At 74.4% G+C, this 26,694-nt stretch carries 25 protein-coding genes and 1 pseudogene; 15 read left to right on the forward strand and 11 right to left on the reverse strand.

Annotated elements, in window-relative coordinates; translation table 11 throughout:
* Positions 1 to 64 precede the first annotated feature (64 nt).
* The 3 genes from ACL02T_RS27285 to ACL02T_RS27295 are packed head-to-tail and all read right to left on the reverse strand — an operon-like array spanning position 65 to position 3,754.
* Positions 65 to 1,432: an FAD-dependent oxidoreductase gene (locus tag ACL02T_RS27285; RefSeq protein WP_412833641.1), complete on the reverse strand. Its 1,368-nt coding sequence runs from the start codon at positions 1,430 to 1,432 to the stop codon at positions 65 to 67.
* Positions 1,425 to 2,729: a kynureninase gene (gene kynU / locus ACL02T_RS27290; protein WP_412833642.1), complete on the reverse strand. Its 1,305-nt coding sequence runs from the start codon at positions 2,727 to 2,729 to the stop codon at positions 1,425 to 1,427. The genes ACL02T_RS27285 and kynU overlap by 8 nt, the downstream gene beginning before the upstream one ends.
* Positions 2,726 to 3,754, reverse strand: coding sequence for an amidohydrolase family protein (locus tag ACL02T_RS27295; RefSeq protein WP_412833643.1), 1,029 nt, complete (start codon positions 3,752 to 3,754; stop codon positions 2,726 to 2,728). The genes kynU and ACL02T_RS27295 overlap by 4 nt, the downstream gene beginning before the upstream one ends.
* Before the next feature lie 127 nt (positions 3,755 to 3,881).
* Between ACL02T_RS27295 and ACL02T_RS27300 the strand changes: the two genes are divergently transcribed.
* From ACL02T_RS27300 to ACL02T_RS27310, 3 genes are all read left to right on the forward strand, one after another.
* Complete coding sequence (locus ACL02T_RS27300) at positions 3,882 to 4,358, forward strand: MarR family winged helix-turn-helix transcriptional regulator (RefSeq protein WP_412833644.1); 477 nt, start codon at positions 3,882 to 3,884, stop codon at positions 4,356 to 4,358.
* Entirely contained in the window at positions 4,355 to 6,106 is a 1,752-nt protein-coding gene (locus ACL02T_RS27305) for a chloride channel protein (RefSeq protein ID WP_412833645.1), read from the forward strand. Before ACL02T_RS27300 ends, ACL02T_RS27305 begins: the two co-directional genes overlap by 4 nt.
* A gap of 81 nt (positions 6,107 to 6,187) precedes the next feature.
* The gene (locus ACL02T_RS27310) at positions 6,188 to 7,219 is read left to right on the forward strand and encodes a S1C family serine protease (RefSeq protein WP_412833646.1); all 1,032 of its coding nucleotides are present in this window, start codon (positions 6,188 to 6,190) and stop codon (positions 7,217 to 7,219) included.
* A 34-nt stretch (positions 7,220 to 7,253) separates the two neighbouring features.
* Here ACL02T_RS27310 and ACL02T_RS27315 read toward each other — a convergent pair whose 3' ends face one another.
* Positions 7,254 to 7,703 (reverse strand): SPW repeat domain-containing protein, encoded by a 450-nt coding sequence (locus tag ACL02T_RS27315; RefSeq protein WP_412833647.1) that lies wholly within the window; start codon positions 7,701 to 7,703, stop codon positions 7,254 to 7,256.
* 192 nt (positions 7,704 to 7,895) lie between these two features.
* Between ACL02T_RS27315 and ACL02T_RS27320 the strand changes: the two genes are divergently transcribed.
* Positions 7,896 to 8,354 (forward strand): response regulator transcription factor, encoded by a 459-nt coding sequence (locus ACL02T_RS27320; protein WP_412833648.1) that lies wholly within the window; start codon positions 7,896 to 7,898, stop codon positions 8,352 to 8,354.
* A 54-nt stretch (positions 8,355 to 8,408) separates the two neighbouring features.
* Here the strand turns inward: ACL02T_RS27320 and ACL02T_RS27325 are convergent, their stop codons facing one another.
* Entirely contained in the window at positions 8,409 to 8,657 is a 249-nt protein-coding gene (locus tag ACL02T_RS27325) for a hypothetical protein (RefSeq protein WP_412833649.1), read from the reverse strand.
* A 183-nt stretch (positions 8,658 to 8,840) separates the two neighbouring features.
* Between ACL02T_RS27325 and ACL02T_RS27330 the strand changes: the two genes are divergently transcribed.
* A complete protein-coding gene (locus ACL02T_RS27330) occupies positions 8,841 to 9,317 on the forward strand; it encodes a nitroreductase family deazaflavin-dependent oxidoreductase (RefSeq protein ID WP_412833650.1) in 477 nt (158 codons plus the stop codon).
* Positions 9,318 to 9,405: 88 nt separating this feature from the next.
* Here the strand turns inward: ACL02T_RS27330 and ACL02T_RS27335 are convergent, their stop codons facing one another.
* The 6 genes from ACL02T_RS27335 to qcrB form a co-directional block, all read right to left on the reverse strand.
* Entirely contained in the window at positions 9,406 to 10,608 is a 1,203-nt protein-coding gene (locus tag ACL02T_RS27335) for a ferritin-like domain-containing protein (RefSeq protein WP_412833651.1), read from the reverse strand.
* Positions 10,605 to 11,468, reverse strand: a complete 864-nt coding sequence (locus ACL02T_RS27340; protein ID WP_412833652.1) for a phosphate/phosphite/phosphonate ABC transporter substrate-binding protein — start codon at positions 11,466 to 11,468, stop codon at positions 10,605 to 10,607. The genes ACL02T_RS27335 and ACL02T_RS27340 overlap by 4 nt, the downstream gene beginning before the upstream one ends.
* Positions 11,465 to 12,667, reverse strand: coding sequence for an acyl-CoA dehydrogenase family protein (locus tag ACL02T_RS27345; RefSeq protein ID WP_412833653.1), 1,203 nt, complete (start codon positions 12,665 to 12,667; stop codon positions 11,465 to 11,467). The genes ACL02T_RS27340 and ACL02T_RS27345 overlap by 4 nt, the downstream gene beginning before the upstream one ends.
* Positions 12,668 to 12,828: 161 nt before the next feature.
* Entirely contained in the window at positions 12,829 to 13,950 is a 1,122-nt protein-coding gene (qcrA, locus tag ACL02T_RS27350; protein WP_412833654.1) for a cytochrome bc1 complex Rieske iron-sulfur subunit, read from the reverse strand.
* Entirely contained in the window at positions 13,947 to 14,738 is a 792-nt protein-coding gene (gene qcrC / locus ACL02T_RS27355) for a cytochrome bc1 complex diheme cytochrome c subunit (RefSeq protein ID WP_412833655.1), read from the reverse strand. Before qcrC ends, qcrA begins: the two co-directional genes overlap by 4 nt.
* Positions 14,735 to 16,252: a cytochrome bc1 complex cytochrome b subunit gene (gene qcrB / locus ACL02T_RS27360; protein ID WP_412833656.1), complete on the reverse strand. Its 1,518-nt coding sequence runs from the start codon at positions 16,250 to 16,252 to the stop codon at positions 14,735 to 14,737. Before qcrB ends, qcrC begins: the two co-directional genes overlap by 4 nt.
* Before the next feature lie 254 nt (positions 16,253 to 16,506).
* Here qcrB and ACL02T_RS27365 point away from each other — a divergent pair, with 254 nt between their 5' ends.
* From ACL02T_RS27365 to ACL02T_RS27410, 10 genes and pseudogenes are all read left to right on the forward strand, one after another.
* A complete protein-coding gene (locus ACL02T_RS27365; RefSeq protein ID WP_412833657.1) occupies positions 16,507 to 17,223 on the forward strand; it encodes a cytochrome c oxidase subunit II in 717 nt (238 codons plus the stop codon).
* Entirely contained in the window at positions 17,220 to 18,869 is a 1,650-nt protein-coding gene (locus ACL02T_RS27370; protein ID WP_412833658.1) for a cytochrome c oxidase subunit I, read from the forward strand. Before ACL02T_RS27365 ends, ACL02T_RS27370 begins: the two co-directional genes overlap by 4 nt.
* The gene (locus ACL02T_RS27375) at positions 18,866 to 19,543 is read left to right on the forward strand and encodes a hypothetical protein (RefSeq protein WP_412833659.1); all 678 of its coding nucleotides are present in this window, start codon (positions 18,866 to 18,868) and stop codon (positions 19,541 to 19,543) included. The genes ACL02T_RS27370 and ACL02T_RS27375 overlap by 4 nt, the downstream gene beginning before the upstream one ends.
* Positions 19,540 to 20,016 carry a cytochrome c oxidase assembly protein gene (locus ACL02T_RS27380; RefSeq protein ID WP_412833660.1) on the forward strand — a complete coding sequence of 159 codons (477 nt, stop codon included), beginning with the start codon at positions 19,540 to 19,542 and terminating at the stop codon, positions 20,014 to 20,016. The genes ACL02T_RS27375 and ACL02T_RS27380 overlap by 4 nt, the downstream gene beginning before the upstream one ends.
* A gap of 1 nt (position 20,017) precedes the next feature.
* A complete protein-coding gene (locus tag ACL02T_RS27385; RefSeq protein WP_412833661.1) occupies positions 20,018 to 20,335 on the forward strand; it encodes a hypothetical protein in 318 nt (105 codons plus the stop codon).
* Between the two features lie 2 nt (positions 20,336 to 20,337).
* Positions 20,338 to 23,667 carry a formate dehydrogenase gene (gene fdh / locus ACL02T_RS27390; RefSeq protein WP_412833662.1) on the forward strand — a complete coding sequence of 1,110 codons (3,330 nt, stop codon included), beginning with the start codon at positions 20,338 to 20,340 and terminating at the stop codon, positions 23,665 to 23,667.
* Positions 23,664 to 24,671, forward strand: a complete 1,008-nt coding sequence (locus ACL02T_RS27395; protein ID WP_412833663.1) for a 4Fe-4S dicluster domain-containing protein — start codon at positions 23,664 to 23,666, stop codon at positions 24,669 to 24,671. Before fdh ends, ACL02T_RS27395 begins: the two co-directional genes overlap by 4 nt.
* Complete coding sequence (nrfD, locus tag ACL02T_RS27400) at positions 24,668 to 25,741, forward strand: NrfD/PsrC family molybdoenzyme membrane anchor subunit (protein ID WP_412833664.1); 1,074 nt, start codon at positions 24,668 to 24,670, stop codon at positions 25,739 to 25,741. The genes ACL02T_RS27395 and nrfD overlap by 4 nt, the downstream gene beginning before the upstream one ends.
* Positions 25,738 to 26,448 (forward strand): acetate uptake transporter family protein, encoded by a 711-nt coding sequence (locus ACL02T_RS27405; RefSeq protein ID WP_412833665.1) that lies wholly within the window; start codon positions 25,738 to 25,740, stop codon positions 26,446 to 26,448. Before nrfD ends, ACL02T_RS27405 begins: the two co-directional genes overlap by 4 nt.
* Before the next feature lie 75 nt (positions 26,449 to 26,523).
* A pseudogene (locus ACL02T_RS27410) lies at positions 26,524 to 26,694 on the forward strand (diaminobutyrate--2-oxoglutarate transaminase); the annotation flags it as partial.

Genomic DNA, 26,694 nt, shown 5'->3' on the forward strand with positions numbered 1-26,694 from the left:
CGAGCGTGATCGGGGCGGGCGCGGGGCCGGAGGCACGACGCCGCGGAAGCGGCGAGGGTGAGCTCTACCCGCCCCGGGTGCGCGGGGGACGGGACGGGGTGGATCGCGACCTGACCCACCGGCCGAGGAGGGCGGTGCCGCCGGCGAGGGCGAGTGCGGCGGCGCCGACCATCCGGTCCTGCCGGCGGACCCGGCCGTCGATCTCGGCGTACGGGATGGTGGTGAAGGAGACGAGCTCGTAGCGGGAGACGTAGCCGGGCACGAGGCGCTCCAGCGCGTGCCGGGCGCGGGTCGCCCACCGGAAGGCCGGTGAGGCGACCTTCTCGCTCATCTCCACGAAGTTCTCCAGTGCCATGGCGGCGATGGCGTCGGTGTTCGCCTTGCGCCGTCGCTGGTACAGGTCGAGCGCGCGGGCCAGGTCGCCGCCGGCGTCGTCGAGGCAGCGGTCGAGCTCGACGCAGTCCTCGAACGCGCAGTTCGCGCCCTGCCCGAAGAAGGGGACGATCGCGTGTGCGGCGTCGCCGAGCAGGGCGACCCGCCCGCGCACCCACGGCGAGCAGCGCACGGTGAGCAGCGACCCGACGGGGTTGTGCAGGAAGTCGTCGACCAGGTCGGGCAGCAGCGGCACGGCGTCGGGATAGTGGGCGGCGAAGTAGGCCGTGACCCTCTCCGGGGTGTCCAGCCCGGCGAACCCGCCGGGCCCCTCCCTGGGCCAGAACAGCGTGCAGGTGAACGACCGGTCGGTGTTCGGCAGCGCGATCATCATCGACGAGCCGCGCGGCCAGATGTGCAGGGCGCCGGGGTCCAGCGCGAAGTCCCCGGCCGCGGTCGCCGGGATCGTCAGCTCCTTGTAGCCGTGCGGCAGGAACTCCTGGGCGAAGTCGAACCCCTCGGCGAACTGGACCGCCCGGCGCACCGCGGAGTACGCGCCGTCGGCCCCGACGACCACCCCGGCCCGGCGCTCGCCCCGGCCGGCGAAGGTCAGCAGGCCGGTGGCCGGGTCCACCGTCTCGAGCCGGTGCGCGAAGTGCAGGGCGACGCCCGGGGTCGCCTCGGCGCGGTCGAGCAGGGCGTGGTTGAGTCGGGCGCGGCTGATCGAGTGGATCGCCCGCGTGCCGTCCGCGGAGTACGGCTGGTAGCCCGGCCCGCCGGACACCGGGTGCAGGGCCCGGCCGCGCATCGGCAGTGCCTCGGCCAGCACCTGCTCGGCGAGCCCGACCCGGCCCAGCGCGTCGAGGCCGCGGGCGGAGATCGCCAGGTTGATCGAGCGGCCCCGCTCGGCACCGCCCGCGCGGGGATCGGGCCGCCGCTCGTAGAGGTCGACGGCCACGCCGCGGCGGCCGAGGAAGGCGGCGAGCAGGCAGCCCGCCGGCCCCGCGCCGACGACCGCGACCCGGCCGACCGGCTCGCCGTCCCACGTCACCTCACCCACGCCGGGGCCCCCCGAGGACGGCCGCGAGCGCGGTCGCGGCGCGCCAGGCGTCATGGTGGGTGCAGTACAGCGGCGCGGGCGCGAGCCGGACGACGTCGGGCTGCCGCGCGTCGGCGATCACCCCGTGCTCGTGGCGCAGCCGGCGGCACACCTCGCCGGCGGGCGGACCGGCGATCCGCACCGACAGCTGGGCCCCGCGGCGGGCGGGGTCGGCCGGGGTGACGACGCGGGCCGGCAGCCCCTCGAGCAGGGCGTCGAGCAGCCCGGCGAGGTAGCCGGTGAGCCGGAGGCTCTTCGCCCGCAACGCCTCCATGCCGACGTCGTCGAAGATCCGCAGCGAGGCCAGCACGGGCGCCAGGGCCAGGATCGGCGGGTTGGACAGCTGCCACGAGTCCGCGGTGTCGACCGGGTCGACCTCCGGGCCCATCGCGAACCGCGTCGCGGGATCGGTGCTCCACCACCCCTGCAGTCTGGGCAGGCCACGATCGGCGAGGTGGCGTTCGTGCACGAAGCACCCGGCGACCGCCCCCGGCCCCGCGTTGACGTACTTGTAGTGGCACCAGGCCGCCCAGTCGACCCCCCAGTCGTGCAGCCGCAGCGGGACGTTGCCGGCCGCGTGCGCCAGGTCCCAGCCGACCACCGCCCCGGCGGCCCGGCCGGCCGCGGTGATCGCGGGAATGTCCGCCAGCCCGCCCGTCAGGTAGTCGACCCCGCCGAACAGCACCAGCGCGACCCGGTCCCCCTCGGCGCGCAGGAACCCCTGCACGTCCTCGGTGCGCAGGTCGTCCTCCCCCGGGCGCGGGCGCAGCCGGACGACCGCCTCGGCCGGGTCGAGACCGTGCAGCCGGGCCTGGCTCGCCACCGCGTAGGAGTCCGAGGGGAACGCACCGTCCTCGATGAGGATCGCGTACCGCGCCGGCGTCGGCCGGTAGAAGCTGATCATCATCAGGTGCAGGTTCACCGTCAGCGAGTTCATCACGACCGTCTCGGCCGGCAGGCCCCCGACGAGCCGCGCCGCCGGGTCGCGCAGGAACTCGTGGTAGGGCATCCAGGGCCGCCGGGCCTCGAGATGCCCCTCCACCCCGAGCCGCGCCCAGTCGGCCAGCTCCTCCTCCAGAACCGCGCGCACGGCCCGGGGCTGCAGGCCCAGCGAGTTGCCGGCCAGGTAGGCCGCCTCCGGGTGGGGCCCGGCCGCGGCGGGCGGGACGTGGAACTCGGCGCGCCGCGCGGGGAGCGGGTCGGCCGCGTCGAGGTGACGGGCGTGGTCCTCCCCGACCGGTGCCACGACGGCGCTCACGTCGTCACCTCGCCGACGACCGGGTCGGGGACGGCGGCCGGCAGCCCGAGGAACGCGGCGGCGTTCCCGCCCAGCAGGAGCGCACGCTCGTCGTCACGGAGGAACGACGCCCCGCGGATCAGCGACCCCGGCGCCCGCTCCCCCAGCGGGTACGGGTAGTCCGTGCCCAGCAGCACCCGCTCGACGCCGACGGTGTCGACGAGCAGGCGCAGCGCGCGCTCGTCGAACACCACCGAGTCGACGCGGAACCGGTCCAGATAGCCGGAGGGCGGCTTCGCCGAGGTGCCGACGAGGTCGTGCCGCTCGCGCCAGGCGTTGTCCATGCGGCCCACCCAGAACGGGAACGACCCGCCGCCGTGGGCGAAGCAGATCCGCAGCTCGGGCCCGATCCGGTCGAACACCCCGCCCAGCACCATCGCCAGCAGCGACAGGTGGGTCTCGGCCGGCATCCCGGCCAGCCACTGCGCCATCCACCGGCCGGTCCGCGGCGTCCGTGGCACGTCCCACGGGTGCACGAACACGGGGACCCCGAGGGCGGCCGCGTGCTGCAGGAAGGTCACGATCCCGGCGTCGTCGAGGTCGCGGTCGCCGACGTGGTTGCCGATCTCGACGCCGAGGTGGCCGGCCGCGACGGCCCGGTCCAGCTCCCGGCAGGCGGCGTCGGTGTCCTGCAGCGGGACCTGGCAGAACGGCAGCAGCCGGCCGGGCGCACCCGCCGCGATCTCCAGCGCGAGGTCGTTGAAGAGGGCGGCGGTGCGGGCGGCCGCGTCGCCCGGCTGGTCGTAGGCGAAGAGGACCGGGGTCGGTGCGAGCACCTGCCGGTCGACGCCGTGCGCGTCCATGTGCGCCAGCCGGACCTCCGCGTTCCACGCCGCGTCGGTCACGGTCCGGAACGGCCGCTCGCCGAGCATGATCGTGGCCGTCGCCGGGCCGTCGACCCGCAGCGCGGGACGGGCGCCGGTCCCCGGCAGCGCGGGCCAGCCGCGGGGGACGTAGTGGGTGTGGACGTCCGTCACGAGGATCACGGCCGGCTCCTTCGGGTGCGGGAGACCATCGTGGGCCGCGGACGGCCCGCGGACCACTGCCGGTCGGCCGCAAACCCTCACCCCGGCACGCTGCGGCGGGTGAATTGCCTAGTGCAATAATGTCTGAGTGCAACGATCTGAGGCGCACGCCCCCATCGAAGACCTGGTCGACGCGGTGATGACCGCGAGCCGCGCCCTGCTGGCCGTCGTGGCCCGGTCGCTGGCCGCGGTCGACGAGGACGTGACCCTCCCCCAGTACCGGGCGCTCATCGTGCTCGGCCAGCGCGGCGCCCAGCGGCCGGCGGACCTGGCCCACACGCTCGCCGTCACCCCGTCGACGGCGACGCGGATGTGCGATCGCCTGGTCGCCAAGGGCCTCGTCGAGCGCGACCGCGCCGCGGAGGACCGGCGCGCGGTGCGGGTGGCGCTCAGCGGCCGCGGCCGCGCGCTGGTGGACGAGGTGACGCGGCGCCGCCGTGCGGAGCTGGGCGGGCTGCTCGGGTCGATGCCGGAGGCCGACCGGACCGCGACGGCGGGGGCCTTGCACGCCTTCGCGCAGGCCGCCGGCGAGGTGCCGGAGCCGGAGTGGGCGGTGCTGCCGTGAGCGCCGTCGTCACCCTGCCCGCGACCGGCGCGCGCCGGCTCCACGGCTGGCTGGTCGGCAGCCAGTCCGGGCTCGTCGGTCTGGCCCTGATCATCGGGGCCGGGGCCGGGCTCGGTGCCGTGGTGTTCCGGTACCTGATCCTCGGGATCACGAACCTCGTCACCGGCCGCGACGACTACAGCGACGCCGGTCGCGTCGCGAGCCTGCACCTGCCCGCCCTCGGGCCCTGGTTCCTGCTCCTCGCCCCGGTCGTCGGCGGCCTGCTCTACGGACCGCTGGTGTACCGCTTCGCGCCGGAGGCCCGGGGCCACGGCGTCCCCGAGGTGATGGTCGCGGTCGCCCGCAACGGCGGCCGGATCCCGGCCCGGGTCGCCGCGGTCAAGTCGCTCGCCTCGGCGCTGTGCATCGGCACCGGTGGGTCGGTCGGCCGCGAGGGGCCGATCGTGCAGATCGGCTCCGCCCTCGGTTCGTCGATCGGGCAGTGGCTGCGGGTGCCGGACCACCGGCTGCGGCTCATGGTGGCCTGCGGTGCGGCCGGCGGGATCTCCGCGACCTTCAACGCTCCCATCGCCGGGGTGTTCTTCGCCCTCGAGATCATCCTGCGTGCGTTCACCGCGGAGGCCTTCGGCATCGTGGTGATCTCCTCGGTCACCGCGAACGTGGTGGCGCGGGTGCTCGTCGGCAACGACCACATCCTGCAGCTGCCCGCGTACTCGCTCGGCTCCGCCGCGGAGTTCCCGTTCTACGGGGTGCTGGGCCTGGTCGCCGGGGTGGTCGGCTGGGGCTTCGCCCGCGTGCTCTACCTGATCGAGGACCTGTGCGACCACGTCTGGCGCGGCCCCGAATGGCTGCGCCCGGCGGTCGGCGGGGTACTGCTGGGCGGGGTGCTGCTCGCGCTGCCGCAGATGTACGGCGTCGGCTACCCGGTCCTCGAGGCCGGCATCTCCGGCCGCTACGCCGTCGGGTTCCTGCTCCTGCTGCTCGTCGGGAAGATGGTGGCGACCAGCCTCACGATCGGCATCGGCGGTTCGGGCGGGGTGTTCGCGCCGGCGCTGTTCGTCGGGGGAATGCTCGGGACCGCCTTCGGCATCGCCGCCCAGGCCGCCTTCCCGGGGCTGGACCTGTCCCCCGGCGCGTTCGGCCTCGTCGGCATGGCCGCGGTCTTCGCCGCCGCGTCCCACGCGCCCATCGCGGCCGCACTGATCGTCTTCGAGCTCACCGGCCAGTACGCGATCATCCTGCCGTTGCTGGCCGCCGTCGCCCTCGCCACCGGGCTGAGCCACCTCATCTCCCGCGACACGATCTACACCCTCAAGCTGTTGCGCCGGGGGGTCGACATCGACGCGGACCGCACCGCGGACGCCGCGCTGCGTACCCTCACGGTGAGCGAGGCGATGCGCCGGGCTCCCGAGACGGTGGCGGCCGGGACGGCGGTCGACGACCTGGTGCCCCTGCTCGGCACCGCACGGTACGGAGCGCTGCCGGTCAACGACCCGGACGGCCGGTACCGCGGCGCCGTCGTCACCGCCGAGCTCGATCCCGGGGACCGGGACGGCGACACCGCGGGCGCCCGGGCCACGGCGCTCCCGGCGCTGCGCGGCGGCGACTCGTTGCAGCACGCGCTGCGGGCACTCGCCGACCACGAGACCACCGGTCTGCCCGTCCTCGCCGACGACCGGCTCGTGGGCTGGCTCGACCACCGCGACGTGCTCCGGGCCTACGGCCGGGTGCACGCGCCCGGCCGGTGAGCCGCGGGCGGGCCCGGGATCGTCAGGAAACCGTCAGGAACCGGACGGCTGTCCGGCGCACCGGCCGGGAACAGGGCGGGTATGCCGTCCCGCGCGAGCCGTGTCCGTGTCGCCCTGCCGGCCGTGCTCGCGGCCGTCCTCGCCCTCGGCGCCTGCACCGCCACCGCGCCACCGGCGACGACGGCCGCGCCCTCCGCGCCGAGCCGGCCGCTCGCGACCGGTCTGGCGGACGTCGTCGCCCGGCTCGAGCCGTCGGTGGTCACGGTGCGGGTGGGCTCCGGACTGGGCAGCGGTGTCGTGTACCGGCCCGACGTCGTCCTCACCAACCAGCACGTGGTCGCCGACCTCACCAACGGCGCCGAGGTGGGGATCGACTTCGCCGACGGCACCTCCACGACCGGCACGTTGATCGCCACGGACCGCAGCACCGACCTCGCCGTGATCCGCTCCGACCGCGGTGACCTGCCCGTGCCGACCTACCGGCCCGAGCTGCCCCGGCCCGGGGACGCGGTGCTCGCCATCGGCAGCCCGCTCGGTCTCGAGAACACGGTCACCTTCGGCATCGTCTCGGCGGTGGGGCGCCAGGTGCCCGGCTCGGCGACCCAGGGTCGCGCGCTCGTCGACCTCATCCAGGTCGACGCCGCGATCTCGCCGGGCAACTCCGGCGGCGCCCTGATCGACGCCTCGGGGCAGGTGATCGGGATCAACGAGGCCTACCTGCCGCCGCAGACCGGGGCGGTGTCCCTCGGCTTCGCGATCCCCGCCGCGACGGCGACCTCCGTGGCCGACCAGCTCCTGGAGAAGGGCTTCGCGACGCACCCGTACCTCGGGGTGTCGCTGGGACGGCTGACCGACGACATCCGGCAGGCGCTCGGCGTCCCGGCGCCGCAGGGGGCGCTGGTACTGGCCGTCGACCCGCAGGGACCGGCCGCCGCGGCCGGCGTGCGCGCGGGCGACGTGATCACGGGGTTCGCCGGGCAGCCGGTGGACACCGTCGAGGACCTGCTGGGCGGGCTGCGCCGCACCGACCCGGGGCAGCAGGTCCCGATGACCGTGGCCCGGGGCACGGACACCGTGTCCCCGACGGTCACCATCGGCTCCACCGGAGAGTGACCGCCCGCCCGGATCAGCGGACGATCAGTGGTGGTCAGCGGTGGACGTGGCGGGCGAGCCGGACCCGCAACGGCGCCGCGGCGGCGGCGAAGGAACACGCCACCGCCCCGCTGACGGCCAGCAGGACCACCAGCGTGCCGAGGAAGAAGTTGCTGGTCCACGCGGGGGCGGACACCGTCTGCAGGTGCAGCGCGAACACCGACACCACGACCCACACCCCGAGGGCGCCGTTGAGCAGCCCCAGCGGCGCGGTCCGGACGGGCCGGGCCACGCGCACCGCGGCCAGCACCACGAGCGCCGTCCCCACGCCGACCTGGCTCCACGTCCCGGCGGGCCCGCCGAACGGCAGCACGAGGGGACTCACCGCCAGCCAGGCGCCCACGAGCAGGACGAGCGCGCTCCGCAGCCGGATGTCGTGCCGGAGGTCGGTGCGGGTCCCGCCCGGGCCGCCGGGGTGGACGGGGAGCCTCGTCGCGGGGGCCATGGTGTCTCCTCTGCCTTCGGGGGCCGGTCGTCCTCGGGGGGCCGGTCGTCTCCTGCTCCCGAGAGTCCTCCGCGCGCCGGGGGAGGTACATGCGCACGACCTGACGGTCACCTGACGATCGACCGGCGGGCACCGCGCGCGTCTCCCGTCCTGGGGCCGTCAGGTGTTCGTCAGGTTCGGCTCCCGCGGTCCGTGGCAGTCAGTGCCGTGCGCGAGCGGATCCTGGTGATCGACCACCACGCGCCCAGCCTCGAACTCATGGCGCTGGGCCTGGAGCGGTTCGGCTTCGCCGTCGCCGGTGCGCCGAGCGGTGCGGCCGGGCTCGCGGTCGTCGAGGCCGGCGACGTCGACCTCGTCTGCCTCGACCAGATGACCCCCGGCGCGGACGGCGTCGCGGTCTGCCGGGAGATCCGCCGGGCCAGTGCCGTCCCGGTCCTGGTCCTCAGCTCGAGCGACGACATCCGGGACGCGGCCGGGGTGCTCGCGGCGGGCGCGGACGACATCGTCCGCACCCCCTTCCACCTCTCCGAGGTGCGGGAGCGGATCTGCGCGCTGCTCCGCCGCCGCGATCTGCTCGACCGGCTGCGGGGACCGGCCGGCCCCCCGACCCGCCGCGGCCCGACGGTGGTCGTGCCGCACGGCCGGGTGTGAGCCACCTCGGGCGGGACGGATCAGCGGGCGGGACGGTTCGGCGGGGCGGGACGGTCAGCGGTCGATGCGGCCGCGCAGCAGCGCCGGGGCCGGGTCCGGGAGGTCGACCACGGGCAGATCCCGGTGCAGCTCCCGCATGGCGTCGAACCAGGTCCCGGCGGGCGCGGCCGTGCTCGGAGAACCGGCGGTCCTCGACGCCAGGATCGCCGCCGTCATCACCGGTGCGATCTCCCCCGACCGCACCGGCCTGCGGTACTGGTCGTAGAACGGGGTGACGGCCCTCGGACGGTCACCCCCGGGCATCCGTCAGGAGATCGACAGGTCCCCCGGAGCCGGGACCGCCGGCCGATCGGAAGACGATCGTCAGGTCGACCGCCCGGCCCGCCCCCTACCCTGCGCACCGGCGCACCCCCCGTAGCTGGGCCCGCACCCGCACGACCGCCCGTGCCCGCACGACCGCCTCGTCCCCCCGACCGGAGGTGCCGCGTGACGCCCGCCCGATCACCCCGCTGGCTCCGCATCCTCCTCCGACTGCCGCGGCGGCTCTACGCCCACGGCCTCGGGGGCCTGCTCGGCGAGCGGTTCCTGCAGCTGACCCACACCGGGCGCCGCAGCGGCCGGACCTACGACACCGTCCTCGAGGTCGTGCACCACGACCGCACGACCGGCGAGTACGTGGTGGTGTCCGGTTTCGGGCGCGGCGCGGACTGGTATCGCAACGTGCGCGCGCGGACCCCCGTGGCCGTGACGGTCGGGCGCCACCGCTTCCCGGCCCGGGCCCGCGACCTCGACCTGGCCGAGGCGGTGGTCGTGCTCGGTGCCTACGAGCGCCGCAACCGGATCCTCACCCCCGTGCTCCACCGGGTGCTCTCCGCCCTGGTCGGCTGGACCTACCGGGGGACGACGGCCCAGCGGTGGCGCCTCGCCCGCGAGCTGCCCCTCGTCGGACTGCGCCCGCAGTGATCCCACGGCCGACCGCACGGCGACCCCACGGTGCGACACCGCCGGTCGTGCCGCCCGGCCGCGTCGGTCCGGGCCGCCGCGGCCGGGCTCACATGAAGTTGCGGGTGTGCAGCGCGGAGAGCTCGGCGGCCTCGTCGGCCGGGAACCCCAGCCGGACCAGGCGGTGTCGCCGTCCCTCGTCCATCGCGTCCTGCAGCGTCGCCACGGCGGCGTGACCGCGGGCCACCGCGGCCGGACTCCACTCCCCCGCCGCCAGCAGCACGAGGGAGTCGAACACGTCGGCGTTCAGCCCGGCCGTGTCGATCAGCGCGTCGTGGCGCCGCTCGACCGCCGCCCGCAGCCGGCCCCGCAGCGCCGGGTCCCGCTCCGCCTGGTGCTCGAGGTGGGCGACCCCGAAGGCGACGTGCCGGGCCTCGTCCGTCCGGGCCAGCCGGGTGACCCGGCGGGTGACCGGGTCCGGGGCGTGCTCGTCGAGGAAGCCGAGCAGCCCCAGGAAGCTGCCCTCGCCGAGGACCGAGAGCAGGAACGAGGCCAGCGAGAAGTCCGGCTCGGCCAGCAGCGTGGTCAGCGACGCCCGCCCGCCGGCCGAGGAGGTCCCCATCTCCCCGCCGTGCAGCAGCGCCCGCCGGGTGAAGACCTCGACGTGCCGGGCCTCGTCGGCCGCCTGGACCGCGAGCAGCTGCTGCACCTCGCGGAAGTGCGGGTGCACGCGGGCGAGCAGCCGCGCCGGGATCACCAGCGCGGCCTGCTCGTTCTCCACCAGGTAGGTCATCACCTGCACCACGGCGGCCTCGATCTCCGCCGGCAGCGCGGTGCCGGCGGACCAGTCGACCGCGGTCTGCGGATCCCACTGCGCGGCGGCGGCGTGGGCGTAGAGCCGCGGGGCGAGATCGGCCCAGACCACGTCGCGGTCGTCGAGGTCGAACGACGGCGCGTCGGGCCCGCCGGCCTCCACCAGCGCCCCGCGGGCGGCCAGCCCCCAGTGCGCGGGCGGCCGGCGCACCAGCCCCTCCGGCCCGGGTGCCCCCGCCCGCTCCGCCCCGGCCCAGCGCTGCAGGTCGGCGCGCCCCCGCCGCACGACGTGGTCGCCCGCCGGGTCCGGCGCGTACTCGTGCCCCCGGGACCGGCACCAGGCGCGCAGGTGCACGCCCAGCGCGGGATCCGACCCGGCGACCCGCAGCTGCGCCCCGGGGACCAGGTCCCGCAGCGCGCGGTCGACGAGGAGGTGGGCGCCGGAGGTGAACGGGAGCGTCTCCAGGTCGAGCCGGGCCGGTTCCGGGGAAGGGTTCACGGGGCGTACCCGACCGCCGTCACCCGGCCCTCGGCGTCGTAGAACCCGCTCCGGTCCACCGCCTCGGCGAGCAGGCCGTAGCCGGTGGTGCGGCCTTCCCGCCACACCCGCAGACCCTCCAGGTCCAGCAGCGGTCGGACGCGCGGGTCCTCGTAGGACATGCCCCGCAGCAGCGCGACGAACCGCTCGACCGCCTCGGCGGGCGCCCCGTCCGCCACGGTCATGGTGCAGTGGTCGTAGGGCTCGGTCTGGGCGAGGATCCGGGTGCCGGCGGGCAGCGTGCCCTCCCGGGTGAACAGCAGGTGGTTGGCGTCGACCATGCAGGCGGCGGCGACCTCGCCCGCGGCGAGTGCCCGGGCGGCGTCGCGCTCCCCGCCGACGTGGTCGCCGTGCAGGCCGACCCCGACCTCGAAGCGCCGGACGGTCACGTCGGGGTCCGGACCGTGGGGCTGCAGGCCCGCGGCGCGCAGGTGTTCCAGGGGCAGCAGCGTCGCCTGGGGCGAGTCGACCGCCCCCACGGCGACGGTGCGGCCCCGCAGGTCCTGCACCGACCGCAGGTCGGAGTCGGCCCGGGTCACGACCACCGAGGTCAGGTCCTGGTCGGTGTCCCGCATGACCACCGCCCGCACCGACCGGCCCCGGCTCGCGGCGAGCCGCTCGGCGCGCAGCGCGGCGAGGGGGGAGTTCCAGGCCGCGTCGAGGCGGCCCGCGACCAGGTCCTCGACCTGACGTTCGTAGTGCGAGTAGAGCACGAAGTCGAAGGGCAGGCCCGCCTCGCGCAACCAGTCCCGGAAGCCCGCCCAGATCGTGACGACCTTGGGGTCGTAGGCGACCGCCCCCATCAGCAGCGCGCCGCTCATCGGGCCCCCACCTCGTCGAACAGCGGCTGGCCGAGCGCGGCGCGCCCGACGAAGTCCCGCAGGGCCTCGGTCGTCGGGGCCATCACCCGCGCCGCCAGCGCGTCCCGGAACCGCCGCTCCACGCCCAGCTCCCTGCGGAACGCGGCCCCGCCGCACAGTCGCATCACCCCGTCCGCCACCTCGGCGGCTGCCTCTCCGGCGACGGCCTTGACCTGCAACAGCCGCAGCGTCGCGTCCGCCCGGCCGAGCTCGAGCGCGGCGAGGGTGTCGGCGAGGAACGCCCGCGCCTCGGCCGCGCGGGTCAGGAGCTCCGCGTAGCGGGCGCGGGTGGTGGGCTGCTCGGCCTGCGAACGGCCCAGGTGCTCCAGCCGGGTCCCGGTGAGGTGCGCGGCGGCCTCGTCGAGCAACGCCTGCATCAGCCCCACGGAGAAGGCCGCGCTGCCGACGAGGAAGGTCGGCAGCACCACCGACAGCGCGAGGTCCAGGCCCGCGCCGTCGCCGCCGAGCATCGCCGAGCGCGGCACGACGGCGCCGTCGGCCGTCACCGGGCGGGAGCCGTTGCCCCGCAGGCCCACGCCGTCGAAGGCGCCGGGACCGCTCAACCCGGAGGTGTCCGACGGCACCAACCACAGGGTCATCGGCCCACCGACCGCCAGCGGGCGGCTGGACCAGACGTAGCTGTCCGCCTCCCCGGCGGAGGTGATCCAGCTCTTGTGGGCGTCGAGCCGGACGCGATCGTCGCCGCCGGCGGCGGTCGCAGTGCTCGTCGGGGTCCAGAAGTGGCTGCGCGACCCGGCCTCGGAGAAGGCGAGCGTGCTGAGGTGCTCGCCGCGGGCGATCGCCTCCCGGACCGGTCGCGGACCGTGCGCCTCCAGCACGGACACGGCCGAGAAGTGCATCAGCACCACCATGGCGGTGGACGAGCAGGCCCCGGCCAGCCGTTCCACGGTCTCGGCCGCCTCGGACAGGCCTCCCCCACCTCCCCCGACCTCGGTGGAGCTGAGGGCACCGAGGACGCCGGCCTCGGCCAGCGCGTCGATCCCGGCCCGGGGGAAGGATCCGGTGCGGTCGATCTCGGCGGCCGCGGGGCCGACGACGTCGCGGACGACGGCGTCGAGCCGCTCGCGGCGGTCGGCCGCCGGCGGTGGGGATCCGGGGGCGGATCCGGGGGCGGGGGCCGGATTCACGGCAGGGCTCACGGAAGGGCTCCTCGTCGTACGGGCGGCCGCCGCGGTGCCCGGTCAGCCCGGGTCGGCGACGGCCGTGCAGGGATCCGCCCGACCGGGCGGAGGTGGGTGCAGCGCTCAACGACGTGTCGGCACGCGACTCACCTCCCCGCACCGGGCGCGACGGGGATTCCTCACTCCGTGCCCCGCCCGATCTCCCAGAAGCTGGGGCCGACGGGGTCGGGGAAGTCCCCGGTGGCGATGAAATAGCCCTCGTCGTTCACGGTGATGGGCAGCTGCGGGAGCGGGCGGGCGGCCGGCCCGAAGATCGGCCGGGCCCCTTCGGTGATCTTGAACTGCGACTGGTGGCAGGGGCAGAGGGCCATCTGCAGCCGGGTGTCGTACAGCGAGGCAGGGCACCCGAGGTGGGTGCAGACCTTCGAGAAGGCGTAGAAGCTGCCGTAGTGCAGGTCCTCCCGGCCGGGGAGGTTCTGCACCTGCGTCCCGGGCGGCAACCGGATCAGCATCACCGGGTTGTCGGGGGAGCTCTCGGCCTCGAGCAGCTCCTTCACGTTGCCCCGCTGGCTCTCCCGGAACGGCACCACCGTGACGAAGCCGTTCGGGTCGATGTCCTCGGGCCGGACGAGGCGGATGTCCGTCGGCGCCCCGCCCGCCTCGCGCATGTAGACGGTTTCGCCACCGATCGAACGCCAGCCGGTCACCCAGAGCGGGGCGTCGTCGCCCTCCTTCCACGGGTCGCGGACCAGACCGCCGATCCCGATCATCGCGCCGACGCCCGCGACGACGCCGAAGGCGGTCAGGCCGAGCCGTCGGATCATCGAACGCCGGCCGAACCCGGTCTCCTCACCCGCCTCCGCGAAGGTGGCGGCCGCGGTGAAGCGCTCCTTCTCCGGCGAGGGGCCGGGCTCGAGCTCCTGGACCGCGACCTCGTTCGGGTAGAAGCTCTTGACGTAGAGCACCATCGCCGTGCCGAGCGAGGCGACCATGCCGAAGAACGTCATCCCGAGGATCGGGGTGTAGAAGAGGTACGCGGTGTGGCCGGGCGCGTCCGGTGGGACGTAGGTGCTGGGCCAGAAGAGATAGCCCCAGACGAAGGCACCCGCGAACATCAGCGACAGCACCAGCCACAGGGTGACCCGCCGCCGGCTGCGCCGCTCGCCACGGGCGTCGGCCGACCGCCACGCCGGCTCCTGGGCGACGACCCGGACCCCGTCCTCGGAGCTGCCGAGCTCGACCAGCTCCTCGCGGCTCATGCGCTCCAGCTCGGGCCCGGTGGGGTCGTCCCCGCTGCTCATGAACGCGCCCCGATCCACGCCGCGACACCCACCAGCGCCGCGAGGCCGACGAGGAAGGCGATGACGCCCTCGGTCGCCGGGCCCATCTCGCCGAGGTTGTAGCCGCCGGGGGCGTTGTTCTGGCCGCGCACGGCCAGCACGTAGGCGATGATGTTCTTCTTCTCCTCGGGCGTGAGCTGACGGTCGCTGAAGACCGGCATGGCGAAGGGGCCGCTGAGCATCGCCGTGTACATCTGTTCCGGGGTCGCCTGCTCGAGCCGCGGCGGGAAGCGCCCTTCGGCGAGGAACCCGCCCCGGCCGGTGAAGTGGTGGCAGTAGGCGCAGTTGAGCCGATACAGGTCGCCACCCGTCGCGACGTCCGACCCGATCAGCTCCGGGCCCGTCTCCGCGGGCACCTCCGGGCCGCCGCCGTGGGCCTGGACGTAGGCGCCGAGCGCGGCCAGGTTCTCCCGGCCCCGCGCCGTGTCCGGGTCGAACTGGGGCTGGGGGTCCCTGCGGTAGCCGCGCTCCTCGGATCGGGCCAGCGGCATCCGCCCGGTGGACACCTGGAAGTAGACGGCGGCGTCACCGACGCCGATCAGGGTCGGGCCGCGGTCCGGCACGCCCTGCAGGTTGGCACCGTGGCAGGTGATGCAGGCGTGGTTGTAGAGCTCCCGGCCCTGGTCGAGCTGCGCCTGTACCGGCTGCGCCGTCGCCGTCTGGGGCCGCGGCGCCAGCAGGGCGTAACCCGTCCCCAGGACCATCAGGGCCACGACCACCAGCAGGCCGTGCCGGAGACGTCGGGTCATCGCTGCTCCTCCGCGACGGGCTCCGTGGGGTGCTCCGCGACGGGCTCCGAGGCGGTGGCCGGACGGTGGTCGACCCGGGCGCCGCCGTACTCCAGCGGGATGGGCCGGCCGTCGCGGTCCGCGCCGCCCGGCGGCCGGCGCACCTCGACGTACACGCCGTCCGGCCCCTCCTGCAGGACCCCGGTGCGCACGCCGCGTTCGAGCACGTCGCGGTCGGCGCGCTGCAGGCCGACGCAGATGCGCTTGGTCACCATGTACGCGATCGGCGGCACCACGATCAGCCCGACCCGGCCCGCCCACACCAGCAGCTCGAAGGCCACGTCGAACGTCGACGCCAGCACCCCGGTCGCCCCGGAGAGGAAGAGGATGCCCCAGAAGGTCAGCGCCATGGCCCCGATCGCCGTGCGGACCGGGTTGTCCCGCGGGCGCTGCAGGAGCTGGTGGTGGCGCCGGTCCCGGGTGGCCCACTGCTCGAGGAAGGGATAGGCCGCCAGCAGGGCGAACATCACCAGCGGCAGGAACACGCCCGCCCAGAACGGGGCCGGCACGACGTAGGCGCCGAGGTGGATCTCCCAGGGCGGGAGGAGCCGCAGCGCACCGATGAGGAAGCCCGCGTACCAGTCGGGCTGGATGTAGGTCGACGCCGCGGCCGGGTCGTACGGGCCCCAGAGGAAGACGGGGTTGATCTGGAAGGCGCCCGCGAGCAGGCCCAGCACCGCGACCACCCAGAGCCCGTTCGCGACGGTGTTCGTGCCGAACCCCGGCACCGCACGTTCGCCGACGACGTTCTTCTCGCGGGCCCCCGGGCCGGGGAAGTGCGTGTGCTTCTGGTACCAGACCAGCGCGAGGTGCATCCCGATCAGCGCGATCAGCAGCCCCGGGATCAGCAGCACGTGCGCGATGTAGAAGCGGGAGATCCAGATCTCGCCGTCGAACGCCCCGCCGAACACCATCCAGTGCACCCACGTCCCGATCAGCGGGATCGACAGCAGCAGCCCCGAGATGATGCGCACGCCGAGCCCGGACAGCAGGTCGTCGATCATCGAGTAGCCGAGGTAGCCCTCGAAGATGCCCAGCAGCAGCAGCGCGACCCCGCCCAGCCAGGTCAGCTCCCGGGGCCGGCGGAACGCTCCGGTGAAGAAGTTCCGGCACATGTGCAGGACCATCGCGGCGACGAACAGCAGGGCCGCCCAGTGGTGCAGTTGGCGGACGAACAGTCCCGCCCGGACCTCGAACGACAGGTCCAGCGCCGAGGCGTAGGCCCGGGACATGTACAGGCCCTGCGCCGGGACGTAGGGCCCGTGGTACACGACGTCCTCGGTGTCCGGCACGAAGAAGAACGTGAGGAACACGCCCGAGAGCACGAGCACCACGAAGGAGTACAGGGCGATCTCGCCCCAGAAGAACGAGTGGTGCTTCGGGAACACGTGCGACGCCTGCCGACGGGCGGCCCCGGCCGCCTTGAACCGCCGGTCCAGGGCGTTGGCGGTTCCCCGCGTCAGGCTCCGCGCCACCAGCCCCACTCGCCACCCCCCGCACGCCCGCTCGCGCGCCGCCGTTCGCGGCCCGCTCCGCTCCCCTACCCGGGCGCCCGCAGGCCAAACGCCACCCGGACCTTGCGGTCTCCTGACGAAGGTCGCCGGCGCCCGGCAGACCCTCCGCACCCCCGGTAGACCTGCGCCCGGCACGTCCGGACGACGGCCCGCCGATCGGCTCGGCGGGCCCGTTTGGGCGCGGAGGAGCCGGGTACGACGGCGACGGACGCTGCGTGATCGACGACCGACGGGAGACGCGTTCGATGGAGTACCGCCGGATCTTCGATCACGTGTTCGGCCTGCAGCTGTGGATCGCGCTCGGCGTGTTCGTCGTGGTCGCGGGGCTGCTGCTCGGCGCCCTCGTGTTCAACCGGGCCCGCCGGCGCGACAAGCTCCCGTTCGCCGCCGCCGAGCACAACTCGATCGAGATCACGTTCGCGGTGTTCCTCGGCGGCGCGGCGGCGTTCCTGGTGTGGCTGAGCCTGTCGAACAACCACCGGCTCGACTACACCGACACCCGGGTCGTGGCCGAACAGACCGGCCTGCCGGGCGGGCAACAGCCGGTGCGGGTCGACGTCACCGCCTTCCAGTGGTGCTGGAGCGCGAGCTACCCCGGCTCCGCCGTCACGGTCACCGGCTCCTGCGACACCCCCGCGGACCGGCCCGTGATCGTGGTGCCGCAGGGCCGCCCGGTCGAGTTCTCGCTCGTCTCGCGGGACGTCGTGCACGCCTTCTGGCTCCCCGACTTCGCCGTCAAGCGCGACGCCTACCCCGACCACGTCAACAGCCTGGTCATGACCTTCCCCGAGACGGGACAATGGCTGGGCCGGTGCTCGGAGTACTGCGGCACCTACCACAAGGACATGGACTTCTACGTGCGCGCGGTGCCCGCCGACCAGTACCAGGCCTTCCTCCAGACCGGGGCGCTGCCGGCCGGGGCAGCCGCGTGACCGCCACCGAACCCCGCCCCCCGCTCGAGGAGCCACGGCCCCGCCGGGTCCGCACGACCGTGCTGGAGTGGGTGACCAGCACCGACCACAAGCGGATCGGGTTGCTGACCCTGGGCACCGCCGTGGTGCTGATGATCTCCATCGGCGCTCTCGCGCTCACCATGCGTGCCCAGCTCGCGCAGCCGCAGATGGACGTGCTGTCCACCGAGCGCTACAACCAGTTCTTCACGATGCACGGCTCGGGGATGATCTACCTGGTCATGACCCCGTTCGCGATCGGGCTGGGGCTCTATCTGGTGCCCCTGCAGATCGGCGCCCCCAACGTCGCCGCACCGCGCACGACGATGCTCGGCTACTGGCTCTACCTCGGCGGCGCGGTCACCATGCTCTCCGGCTTCGCCACGTCCAGCGGTGCCGCGGACCACGGCTGGTACGCCTACCCGCCGCTGGCGGGCACCCGCTTCACCCCCGGACCCGGGGTGGACCTGTGGATCGCGGGCGTCGCGCTCGCCGGGCTCGGGATGCTGCTCATGGCCGCCACGGTGCTGTGGACCGCCCTGGTCAAGCGCACCCGCGGGATGACGCTGCTGCGCATGCCCGTGTTCACCTGGTCGGTCGTCGCGACCAACCTGATGTGCATCGGCGCGTTCCCCTCCCTGCTGGTCGCGATGGGCATCCTGACGGCCGGCCGGATCGACCCGGACATCTTCACGCAGAACGTGTGGAACATCGGCTACCAGCACGTCTTCTGGTTCTTCGGGCACCCCGTCGTGTACGTCATGTTCTTCCCGTTCGTCGGGGCCGTGGCCGAGGTGCTCGCGGTGTTCGGGGCCCGCCGGTACTTCGGTTACCGGATCACCGTCGTGTCGCTGCTCGCCTTCGCCGCGCTGTCGATGAGCGTGTGGGGCCACCACATGTTCACCACCGGCCAGGCCGAGAACGACTACTACTCCCTGACCTCGATCATGCTGCTGGTCCCCGCCGGGCTGGAGTACTTCGGCTTCCTCGCCACGCTGCTCGGCGGGCGGCTGCGCTTCCCCACCCCGATGCTGTTCGCGGTCGCCTTCGTGCCGCAGTTCCTCATCGGCGGGCTCACCGGGATCATGATCGCCACCCCGCCGGTGGACTACCAGGTCACCGACTCGTACTTCATCGTCGGACACTGGCACTACACCCTCGCCGCCGGCAGCCTGTTCGGCTTCTTCGCCGGCTTCTACTACTGGTTCCCCAAGGCCACCGGGCTGCAGCTGCGCGAGCGGATGGGCAAGGCGCACTTCTGGTTCTGGCTGGTCGGCACCAACGCCACCTTCCTGCCGATGTTCTGGCTCGGGCTGCAGGGCATGCCGCGGCGCATCGCGAGCTACCTGCCGGAGGACGGGTTCGGCACGCTCAACCTGATCGCCACCCTCGGCTCCGGGCTGCTCGCGATCGGCACGGTGCTGTTCGTCGTCGACGTCGTGGTGTCGATCGTCCGGCCCCGCCGGGCGCCCGACGACCCGTGGGGCGCCTTCACGCTGGAGTGGGCCACCTCCTCGCCGCCGCCGCCGCAGAACTTCGACCCGGCCCACCCGGTGCCGCCGATCCGCAGCTACGCGCCCCTGCTCGACTTGCACCAGGACCTGCGCGGCGGGGAGGGACGCCCGTGAGCTCCCCGACGCCGCCCCCGTCCGCCCCGTCGGCCACGTCGGCGCCCGCCCCGCCCGATCCGGTGCGGCGGGCCGTGCTGCCGCCCTCCCGGATCCGCGAGCTCCGTACCGGCCACCTCGTCGTCGGCGCCTGGGTCGCGGGGAACGGCGTCCTCGCCGGGATCATGCTGGGGTTCAGGCCCCACACCATCTCGATGCTGCTCTGGCTGTTCGACCTGCTGCTGGTCTCCGGCTTCGGGCTCGCCGTCCTGCTCGCCCTCCGTGCCCGGCGGGGCGTCGGCACCACCGTGCGGATGCCGGTGCGCAGCACCGCCGCCGTGCTCACCGCGATCGGGCTCACCGTCGCCGGCCTCGCGCTGGCCTACGGCTGGCTCTGGCTGCTCGTCGCGCTCTATCCGCTGGCCGCCGCGGCGGTCCTCGTGCGCGGCGAGCGCGTCCCGGCCGGACACCGACCCGAACCGGCCGCGCTCGACGGCCTGGAACCCGCCCCGAACCCGCGTCCGCAGGAGTACGACGGCACCACCACCGGGGAGGCGGTCGGTGTCCCGGCCGGGCACACCGCCCGCGCGGCCGACCCGCCGTCCCCACCGGCACCGCCCCGCCGGCGTCGGCCGCTCGTGCTGCTGACCGCCCTGCCGGCGATCGCGCGCGGGGTGTTCCGGAGGTCGCGATGAACCACGTCGCCCACATGGCCATGGACGGCCTGCTGGTCTCCGTGCTCGCCCCGCTGCTGCTCCTGCTGGTACGGGCGCTGCGCGTCGAGCCGCCCGCGCTGCCCGCGCTCGTCGTGGCCCCCGCCTTCGTGCTGCTCCACGCGGCGGCGACCCTGCTGCCCGCGCTCACGGGGGTCGCGCCGGCGCTGCTGCTGGCCGGCGGGGTGCTCTTCTGGACGCCCGTGCTCGGCCGCAGGCCGCTGTCGCCCGCCGGCCGGATCGTCTACCTGTTCGCGACCATGCCCGCGCTCGACCTCCCCGGCGTCTGGCTGGTCGCGCGCGGTGACGGGCCCGGCGGCATCGCCATGGTGCTGGGCATGCTGCCGATCGGGCTGGCCGCACTGGCCCTGACCTGGCGTTGGATGGCGGACGAGGAACGCCGGGCCGCCGCGGCCGACGGCGTGGGACCCGAGCCCGGCACGGTGAGGAGCTGAGATGCCGACACACGACCAGGTCGCCGCCCTGCTGGCCCAGGGCCTCGACCACGAGGAGATCGGCCGCAGGCTGGGCATACCGGCCGGGCAGGTCCACCTGCTCGGGACGGGTGTGCCCGCGGACGGCAGCGACGCCTACACGAGCCGCGAACGCGACGAACGGGGTGTGCTCGGTGCCGCCCAGCACCTGCTCGGCGTGCCCGTGCGGAACCCGACGAGCCGTGGGACGGTGCACGAGTGGATCACGCGCCGCGTGGCGCAGGACCCTGCGATGCGCGAGGCGCAGCACAGGGTCGACGAGCAGAAGGAGGGCGAGTAGCCATGGGGGTCAAGACCTTCCTGGGGGCCTGGCCGGTCTTCCGCCAGTTCGCCGAGGGCGACCCGCTGGGGCGCGGGGCGGCCGCGAAGAGCCGGACGAGCAGCACGCTGCGGCCGCGGATCGCCGACGCCGACCACGTGACCAAGTCGGTCTGCCCCTTCTGCGCGGTGGGCTGCGGGCAGAACGTCTACGTCAAGGACGAGCAGGTCGTCCAGATCGAGGGCGACCCCGACTCCCCGATCAGCCGCGGCCGGCTCTGCCCGCGCGGCTCGTCGAGCCTGCAGCTGACGACCGGTGACGCCCGCGAGTACACCGTGCGCTATCGGCGCCCGGGCGGTACCGAGTGGGAGGACCTCGAGCTCGACACGGCGATGGACATGATCGCCGACCGGGTGCTCGAGAGCCGCCGCAAGGGCTGGCAGTGGGAGCACGAGGGCATGCGGGTCCGGCGCACGATGGGCTTCGCCAGCCTCGGTGGCGCGACGCTGGACAACGAGGAGAACTACCTCATCAAGAAGTTGTTCACGGCGCTGGGCGCGATCCAGATCGAGAACCAGGCCCGCATTTGACACTCCGCCACGGTTCCCGGTCTGGGGACCTCGTTCGGTCGTGGCGGGGCCACGACGTTCCAGCAGGACCTGCAGAACTCCGACTGCATCGTCATCGAGGGCTCGAACATGGCCGAGTGCCATCCGGTCGGGTTCCAGTGGGTGATGGAGGCGAAGGCGCGCGGGGCCACGGTGGTCCACGTCGATCCGCGGTTCACCCGGACCAGCGCGCTCGCGGACCTGCACGTCCCGCTGCGCGCCGGCACGGACATCGCGTTCCTCGGCGGGATCATCAACCACGTCCTGGAGAACGGGAGGTACTTCCACGACTACGTCGTGGCCTACACCAACGCCGCGACCCTCGTCGGTGAGGACTTCGTCGACACCGAGGACCTCGACGGCGTCTTCTCCGGCCTCGACCCGGAGGAACGGCACTACGACTTCGACACCTGGCAGTACGAGGGCGGGCAGGTCCAGGCCGCCTCGGGTGCCCGGTACCAGGTCGCGGGCGAGCGGGCCTCCGAGATGGACGGGGACGGGCAGGGCGGCTCCGGCTCCGGGGTGCGCGAGGCCGCCCGCGGCGAGGCGCACGGCTCGGGCGGCGCGGGGATCACCGGGGACTTCGAGACCGACGAGACCCTGCAGCACCCGCGCACCGTGTTCCAGATCCTCAAGCGGCACTTCTCCCGCTACACCCCGGAGATGGTCGCCGAGACCTGCGGCGTGCCGGTCGAGACGTTCCTGCGGGTGTGCGAGCTGCTCGAGGAGAACTCGACGCCGGAGCGCACGAGCGCGTTCGTGTACTCGGTGGGCTGGACGCACCACACCGTGGGGGTGCAGTACATCCGCACGGCCTCGATCCTGCAGGCGCTGCTGGGCAACATCGGCCGGCCGGGCGGCGGGATCCTGGCGCTGCGCGGGCACGCCAGCATCCAGGGCAGCACGGACATCCCGACGCTGTTCAACCTCCTGCCCGGCTACATCCCGATGCTGCACGCCGAGTCCTCGCCGGACCTGCAGACCTATGTGGCCGCGGAGAAGGCCGAGAAGGGCTACTGGTCGGAGGTCGGGTCGTACCTGGTCAGCCTGCTCAAGGCCTGGTGGGGTCCGGCGGCCACGGCCGACAACGAGTACTGCTTCGACTACCTGCCCCGGCTGACGGGCAGCCACAGCTCCTTCGAGACGGTGATGGCCCAGCTCGAGGGCGAGTGCACGGGCTTCTTCGTGCTCGGCGAGAACCCGGCCGTCGGGTCGGCGAACGCGAAGATGCAGCGGCTGGCGATGGCCAACCTGGACTGGCTGGTCGTGCGCGACTTCTCGCTCATCGAGTCCGCCACCTGGTGGAAGGACGGCCCGGAGATCGAGAGCGGCGAGCTGCGCACGGAGGACATCGGCACCGAGGTGTTCTTCCTGCCCGCCGCGGCGCACACCGAGAAGGACGGGAGCTTCACCAACACCCAGCGGCTGCTGCAGTGGCACCACCAGGCCGTCGAACCGGCCGGGGACGCCCGCAGCGACCTGTGGTTCCTGTACCACCTGGGCCGCAAGATCCGGGAGAAGCTCGCCGGCAGCACGGACCAGGCCGACCGCCCGGTCCTCGACCTCACCTGGGACTACCCCGTCAAGGGCAGCCAGAACGAGCCCGAGGCCGAGGCCGTGCTCGCGGAGATCAACGGCTGGGACGGGCACGGCACGCCGCTGTCGTCCTACCAGCAGCTGCGCGACGACGGCTCGACCGCCTGCGGCTGCTGGATCTACTGCGGTGCCTACGCCGACGGGGTCAACCAGACGGGCCGGCGCAAGCCGGGCACCGAGCAGGACTGGGTGGCGAAGGAATGGGGCTGGGCCTGGCCCGCCAACCGGCGCATCCTCTACAACCGCGCCTCGGCGGCGCCGGACGGCACGCCGTGGAGCGAGCGGAAGGCGTACCTGTGGTGGGACGCCGACGAGAAGAAGTGGACCGGGCACGACGTCCCCGACTTCTCGCCGACCAAGGCCCCCGACCACCAGCCGCCCGAGGACGCGACGGGGGTCGCGGCCCTGTCCGGGACGGACGCGTTCATCATGCAGGCGGACGGGAAGGCCTGGCTGTACGTGCCGGCCGGGCTGACCGACGGGCCGCTGCCGGCGCACTACGAGTCGCAGGAGTCGCCGGTCGCGAACCCGCTGTACCGCCAGCAGCGCAACCCCGTCCGGCAGATCGTGCCCGTGGTGCACCCGGCCGACCGGTTCCAGCCCAGCGGGAACGAGCCGGGCGCCCAGGTCTTCCCGTACGCGCTCACGACCTACCGGATCGCCGAGCACCACACCGCGGGCGGGATGAGCCGCTGGTCGCCCTATCTCTCGGAGCTCGCCCCGGCGATGTTCTGCGAGGTCGCGCCCGAGCTGGCCCGTGAGCGCGGGCTCGAGCACGGCGGCTGGGCCCACGTCGTCACGGCCCGGAACGTGATCGAGGCCCGGGTCATGGTCACCGACCGGATCCCGTCGCTGCGGGTGGCCGGGCGGGTGCTGCACCAGGTCGGGCTGCCCTACCACTGGGGCCCCAACGGCCTGGTCACCGGCGACGCGGCGAACGAGCTGACCAGCCTCGTGATGGATCCCAACGTGCACATCATGGAGACCAAGGCCCTGGCCTGCGACATCCGTCCCGGGCGCCGGCCGCGGGGGCCCGACCGGCTCGCCCTGGTCGCGTCCTACCACCAGCGGGCCGGCATCACGGACCGGACCGGGCTCGACCCGGAGTCCAACCGGCCGGCCGGAGGCGAGGAGGAAGACACCTCATGACCGCCGAACCGCAACTGCACAACGCCCTCTCCGGGGACGCCGACCCGGCGGCCCTCGGCGGCTACGGCGACGGGCTCGGCGGGCACCAGGCCCGGATGGGCTTCTTCACCGACACGTCCGTGTGCATCGGGTGCAAGGCCTGCGAGGTGGCCTGCAAGGAGTGGAACGCCATCCCCGCCGACTTCCCGGACGGCGGGTTCACCGGCACCTCGATGGACAACAGCGAGGGGCTGGGCGCGGACACGTGGCGGCACGTCGCGTTCGTCGAGCAGCGCCGCCCGCTCGGGGCGCAGGACCCGGGCCTCCCGCGCGCGGACCCGACCCCGCACGACCTCGGGCACCTCGACGTGCTGTCCCTGGCGGGCCAGGGCACGTCCAGCGCCCCGGCGCACATCCCGGCCTCCCCCGCCGAACCGGGCGCGGCCGGCGACTTCCGGTGGCTGATGTCGTCGGACGTGTGCAAGCACTGCACGCACGCGGCCTGCCTGGACGTCTGCCCCACCGGGTCGCTGTTCCGCACCGAGTTCGGCACGGTCGTGGTGCAGGAGGACATCTGCAACGGCTGCGGCTACTGCATCCCGGCCTGCCCCTACGGGGTGATCGACCAGCGCAAGGACGACGGCCGGGCGTGGAAGTGCACGCTCTGCTACGACCGGCTCGGGGTGGGCGCCGAGCCGGCCTGCGCCAAGGCGTGTCCCACCGACTCGATCCAGTTCGGGCCGCTGGACGAGCTGCGGGAGCGGGCCGACGCCCGGCTGGCGCAGCTGCACGGGGCCGGGATCGCCGAGGCGCAGCTGTACGGGCGGGACCCGGACGACGGGGTGGGCGGCGACGGGGCGTTCTTCCTGCTCCTCGACGAGCCGGAGGTGTACGGGCTGCCGCCGGACCCGGTCGTCACCACGCGGGACCTGCCCAGCATGTGGAAGCACGTGGGCCTGGCCGCGCTGTCCCTGGTGGGCGGCGTGGCGGCGGCCTTCGCGTCGACGGTCGGGAGGCGGCGATGAGCGAGTCCGAGGTGACCCGCGAGGGCGTGCGCGGGGGACGTCCCGACCGCGACGCGACGACCGGCGCGGTGCGCGCGGACGGCCGGCAGGGTGGCCGCCGGCGGCGGGGCCGCGTCCGGGCGGAGCGGGCCATGGTGCCCGACGCGGAGTTCCGGTCCTACTACGGACTGCCGGTGCTCAACGCACCGACGTGGCAGTCCCCCGACATTCCCGGCTACCTGTTCCTCGGCGGTCTCGCCGGGGCCTCGTCGGTGCTCGGCGCGGGCGCCCAGGCCACCGGGCGGCCGGTGCTGGCCCGGTCGAGCAAGGTCGCGGCGCTCGGGGCCGGGCTGGTGTCGCTCGTGGCGCTGGTCCACGACCTGGGCAAGCCGGAGCGGTTCCTCAACATGCTGCGGGTGTTCAAGGTGACCTCGCCGATGTCCGTCGGCTCCTGGCTGCTCGCCGGGTACGTCCCGCTCGCGGGGGTCGCTGCCGCCTCGGCCGTCACCGGGAAGGTGCCGCGGGTCGGCGCCGCGGCCACCGCGGGCGCGGCCACGCTCGGGCCGGCCGTGGCGTCGTACACGGCCGCCCTGATCAGCGACACCGCCGTCCCCGCCTGGCACGACGGGCACCGCGAGATGCCCTATGTGTTCGTGGGGTCGGGGGCGACCGCCGCCGGCGGGCTCGGGCTCGTCGCCGCTCCGCTGCGCGAGCAGGGCCCGGCCCGGGCGCTCGCAGCGGTCGGGGTCGGCGCCGAGCTGGCGTCGTTCGAGCTGATGGAGCGGCGGATGGGCATGACGGCCGAGCCGTACTCGTCCGGCACCGGCGGCCGGTACGTCCGGGCGTCGAAGGTCCTCGCGGTCGCCGGGCTGGCCGGGGCCGTGCTCGGCCGGCGCAGCCGGCTCGCGTCCGCGGTCTCGGGCGCGGCGCTCGTCGCCGCCTCCGCCGCCACCCGCTGGGGCATCTTCCATGCGGGCATGCAGTCCGCCGAGGACCCGAAGTACACCGTGGTCCCGCAGCGGGAGCGACGGCGCGAGCGGGAGGCCGCGCGCAGCGGGGCGCCGGGCGGCGCGGAACAGTCCGGGGCGTGACCGGCGACGCGAACGCCGACCCGGACCGGACGGACGCGCGCCCGCCGGTCCGGGTGGTCCTGCGGCCGCTGGGCAACCCGGTGCCGCTGGCCTGTGTGGGGCTCGCGGGTGCCACCGTCACCCTCGCCGGCGCTCAGCTGCACTGGCTGCCGACGGCACTGTCCCCCCAGGTGGGGCTGGTGCTGGTGCTGTTCGCGGCGCCGCTGCAGCTCGTCGCGGCGGTCCTCGCGTACCTGGCCCGCGACGCCGCCTCGGGATCGGGTATCGGCATCCAGGCCGCGACCTGGCTGGTGTCGGGGGCGGTGCTGCTGACCTCCGCCCCGGGGAGCCGCAGCCCGGTCCTCGGTCTGCTGCTGTTCGTCGCCGCCGCCGGCGTGCTGATCGTCTGCGTGGCCGCGGCCGGGGGGAAGCTGGTCCTCGCGGCGCTCTTCGGCCTCGTCGCCGTGCGCTACGCCCTGACCGGGGTGTACGAGTACCACGGCGGCCCCGGCTGGGAGACCGCCGCCGGGTGGTCCGGCCTGGTCCTCGGCGCACTCGCCCTGTACTCCGCCCTGGCCACCGATCTCGACGAGGCCTGGGGCCGGTCGCTCCTGCCGCTGCTGCGCCGCGGCCGCGGCCGATCGGCCGCCCGGGGACGCAGCGGAGCCGAGGGCGGGCGCGCGACGGAGGAGCTCACCGCCGAGCCCGGCGTCCGCGAGCAGCTCTGAGTCCCCCGCCGCCTGATCCGTAGGGAGTTCGCAAGGCTGCGGGCCGATGTGCCCTGAAAGGGTACGAGCGTGTCGATCCAGACGAATCCTGCGCCGAACGCGCAGCCGACCGGCCCGTTCCTCGAGATCGAGTCCGAGGTCCGCTCCTACTGTCGCAAGTGGCCCGTGGTGTTCGACACGGCCTCCGGCACCCGCCTGTGGGACGTCGACGGCAAGCCCTACCTCGACTTCTTCGCGGGCGCGGGT

Source organism: Pseudonocardia oceanicola, from assembly GCF_047200735.1.
In the GTDB taxonomy this organism is placed as follows: Bacteria; Actinomycetota; Actinomycetes; order Mycobacteriales; family Pseudonocardiaceae; genus Pseudonocardia.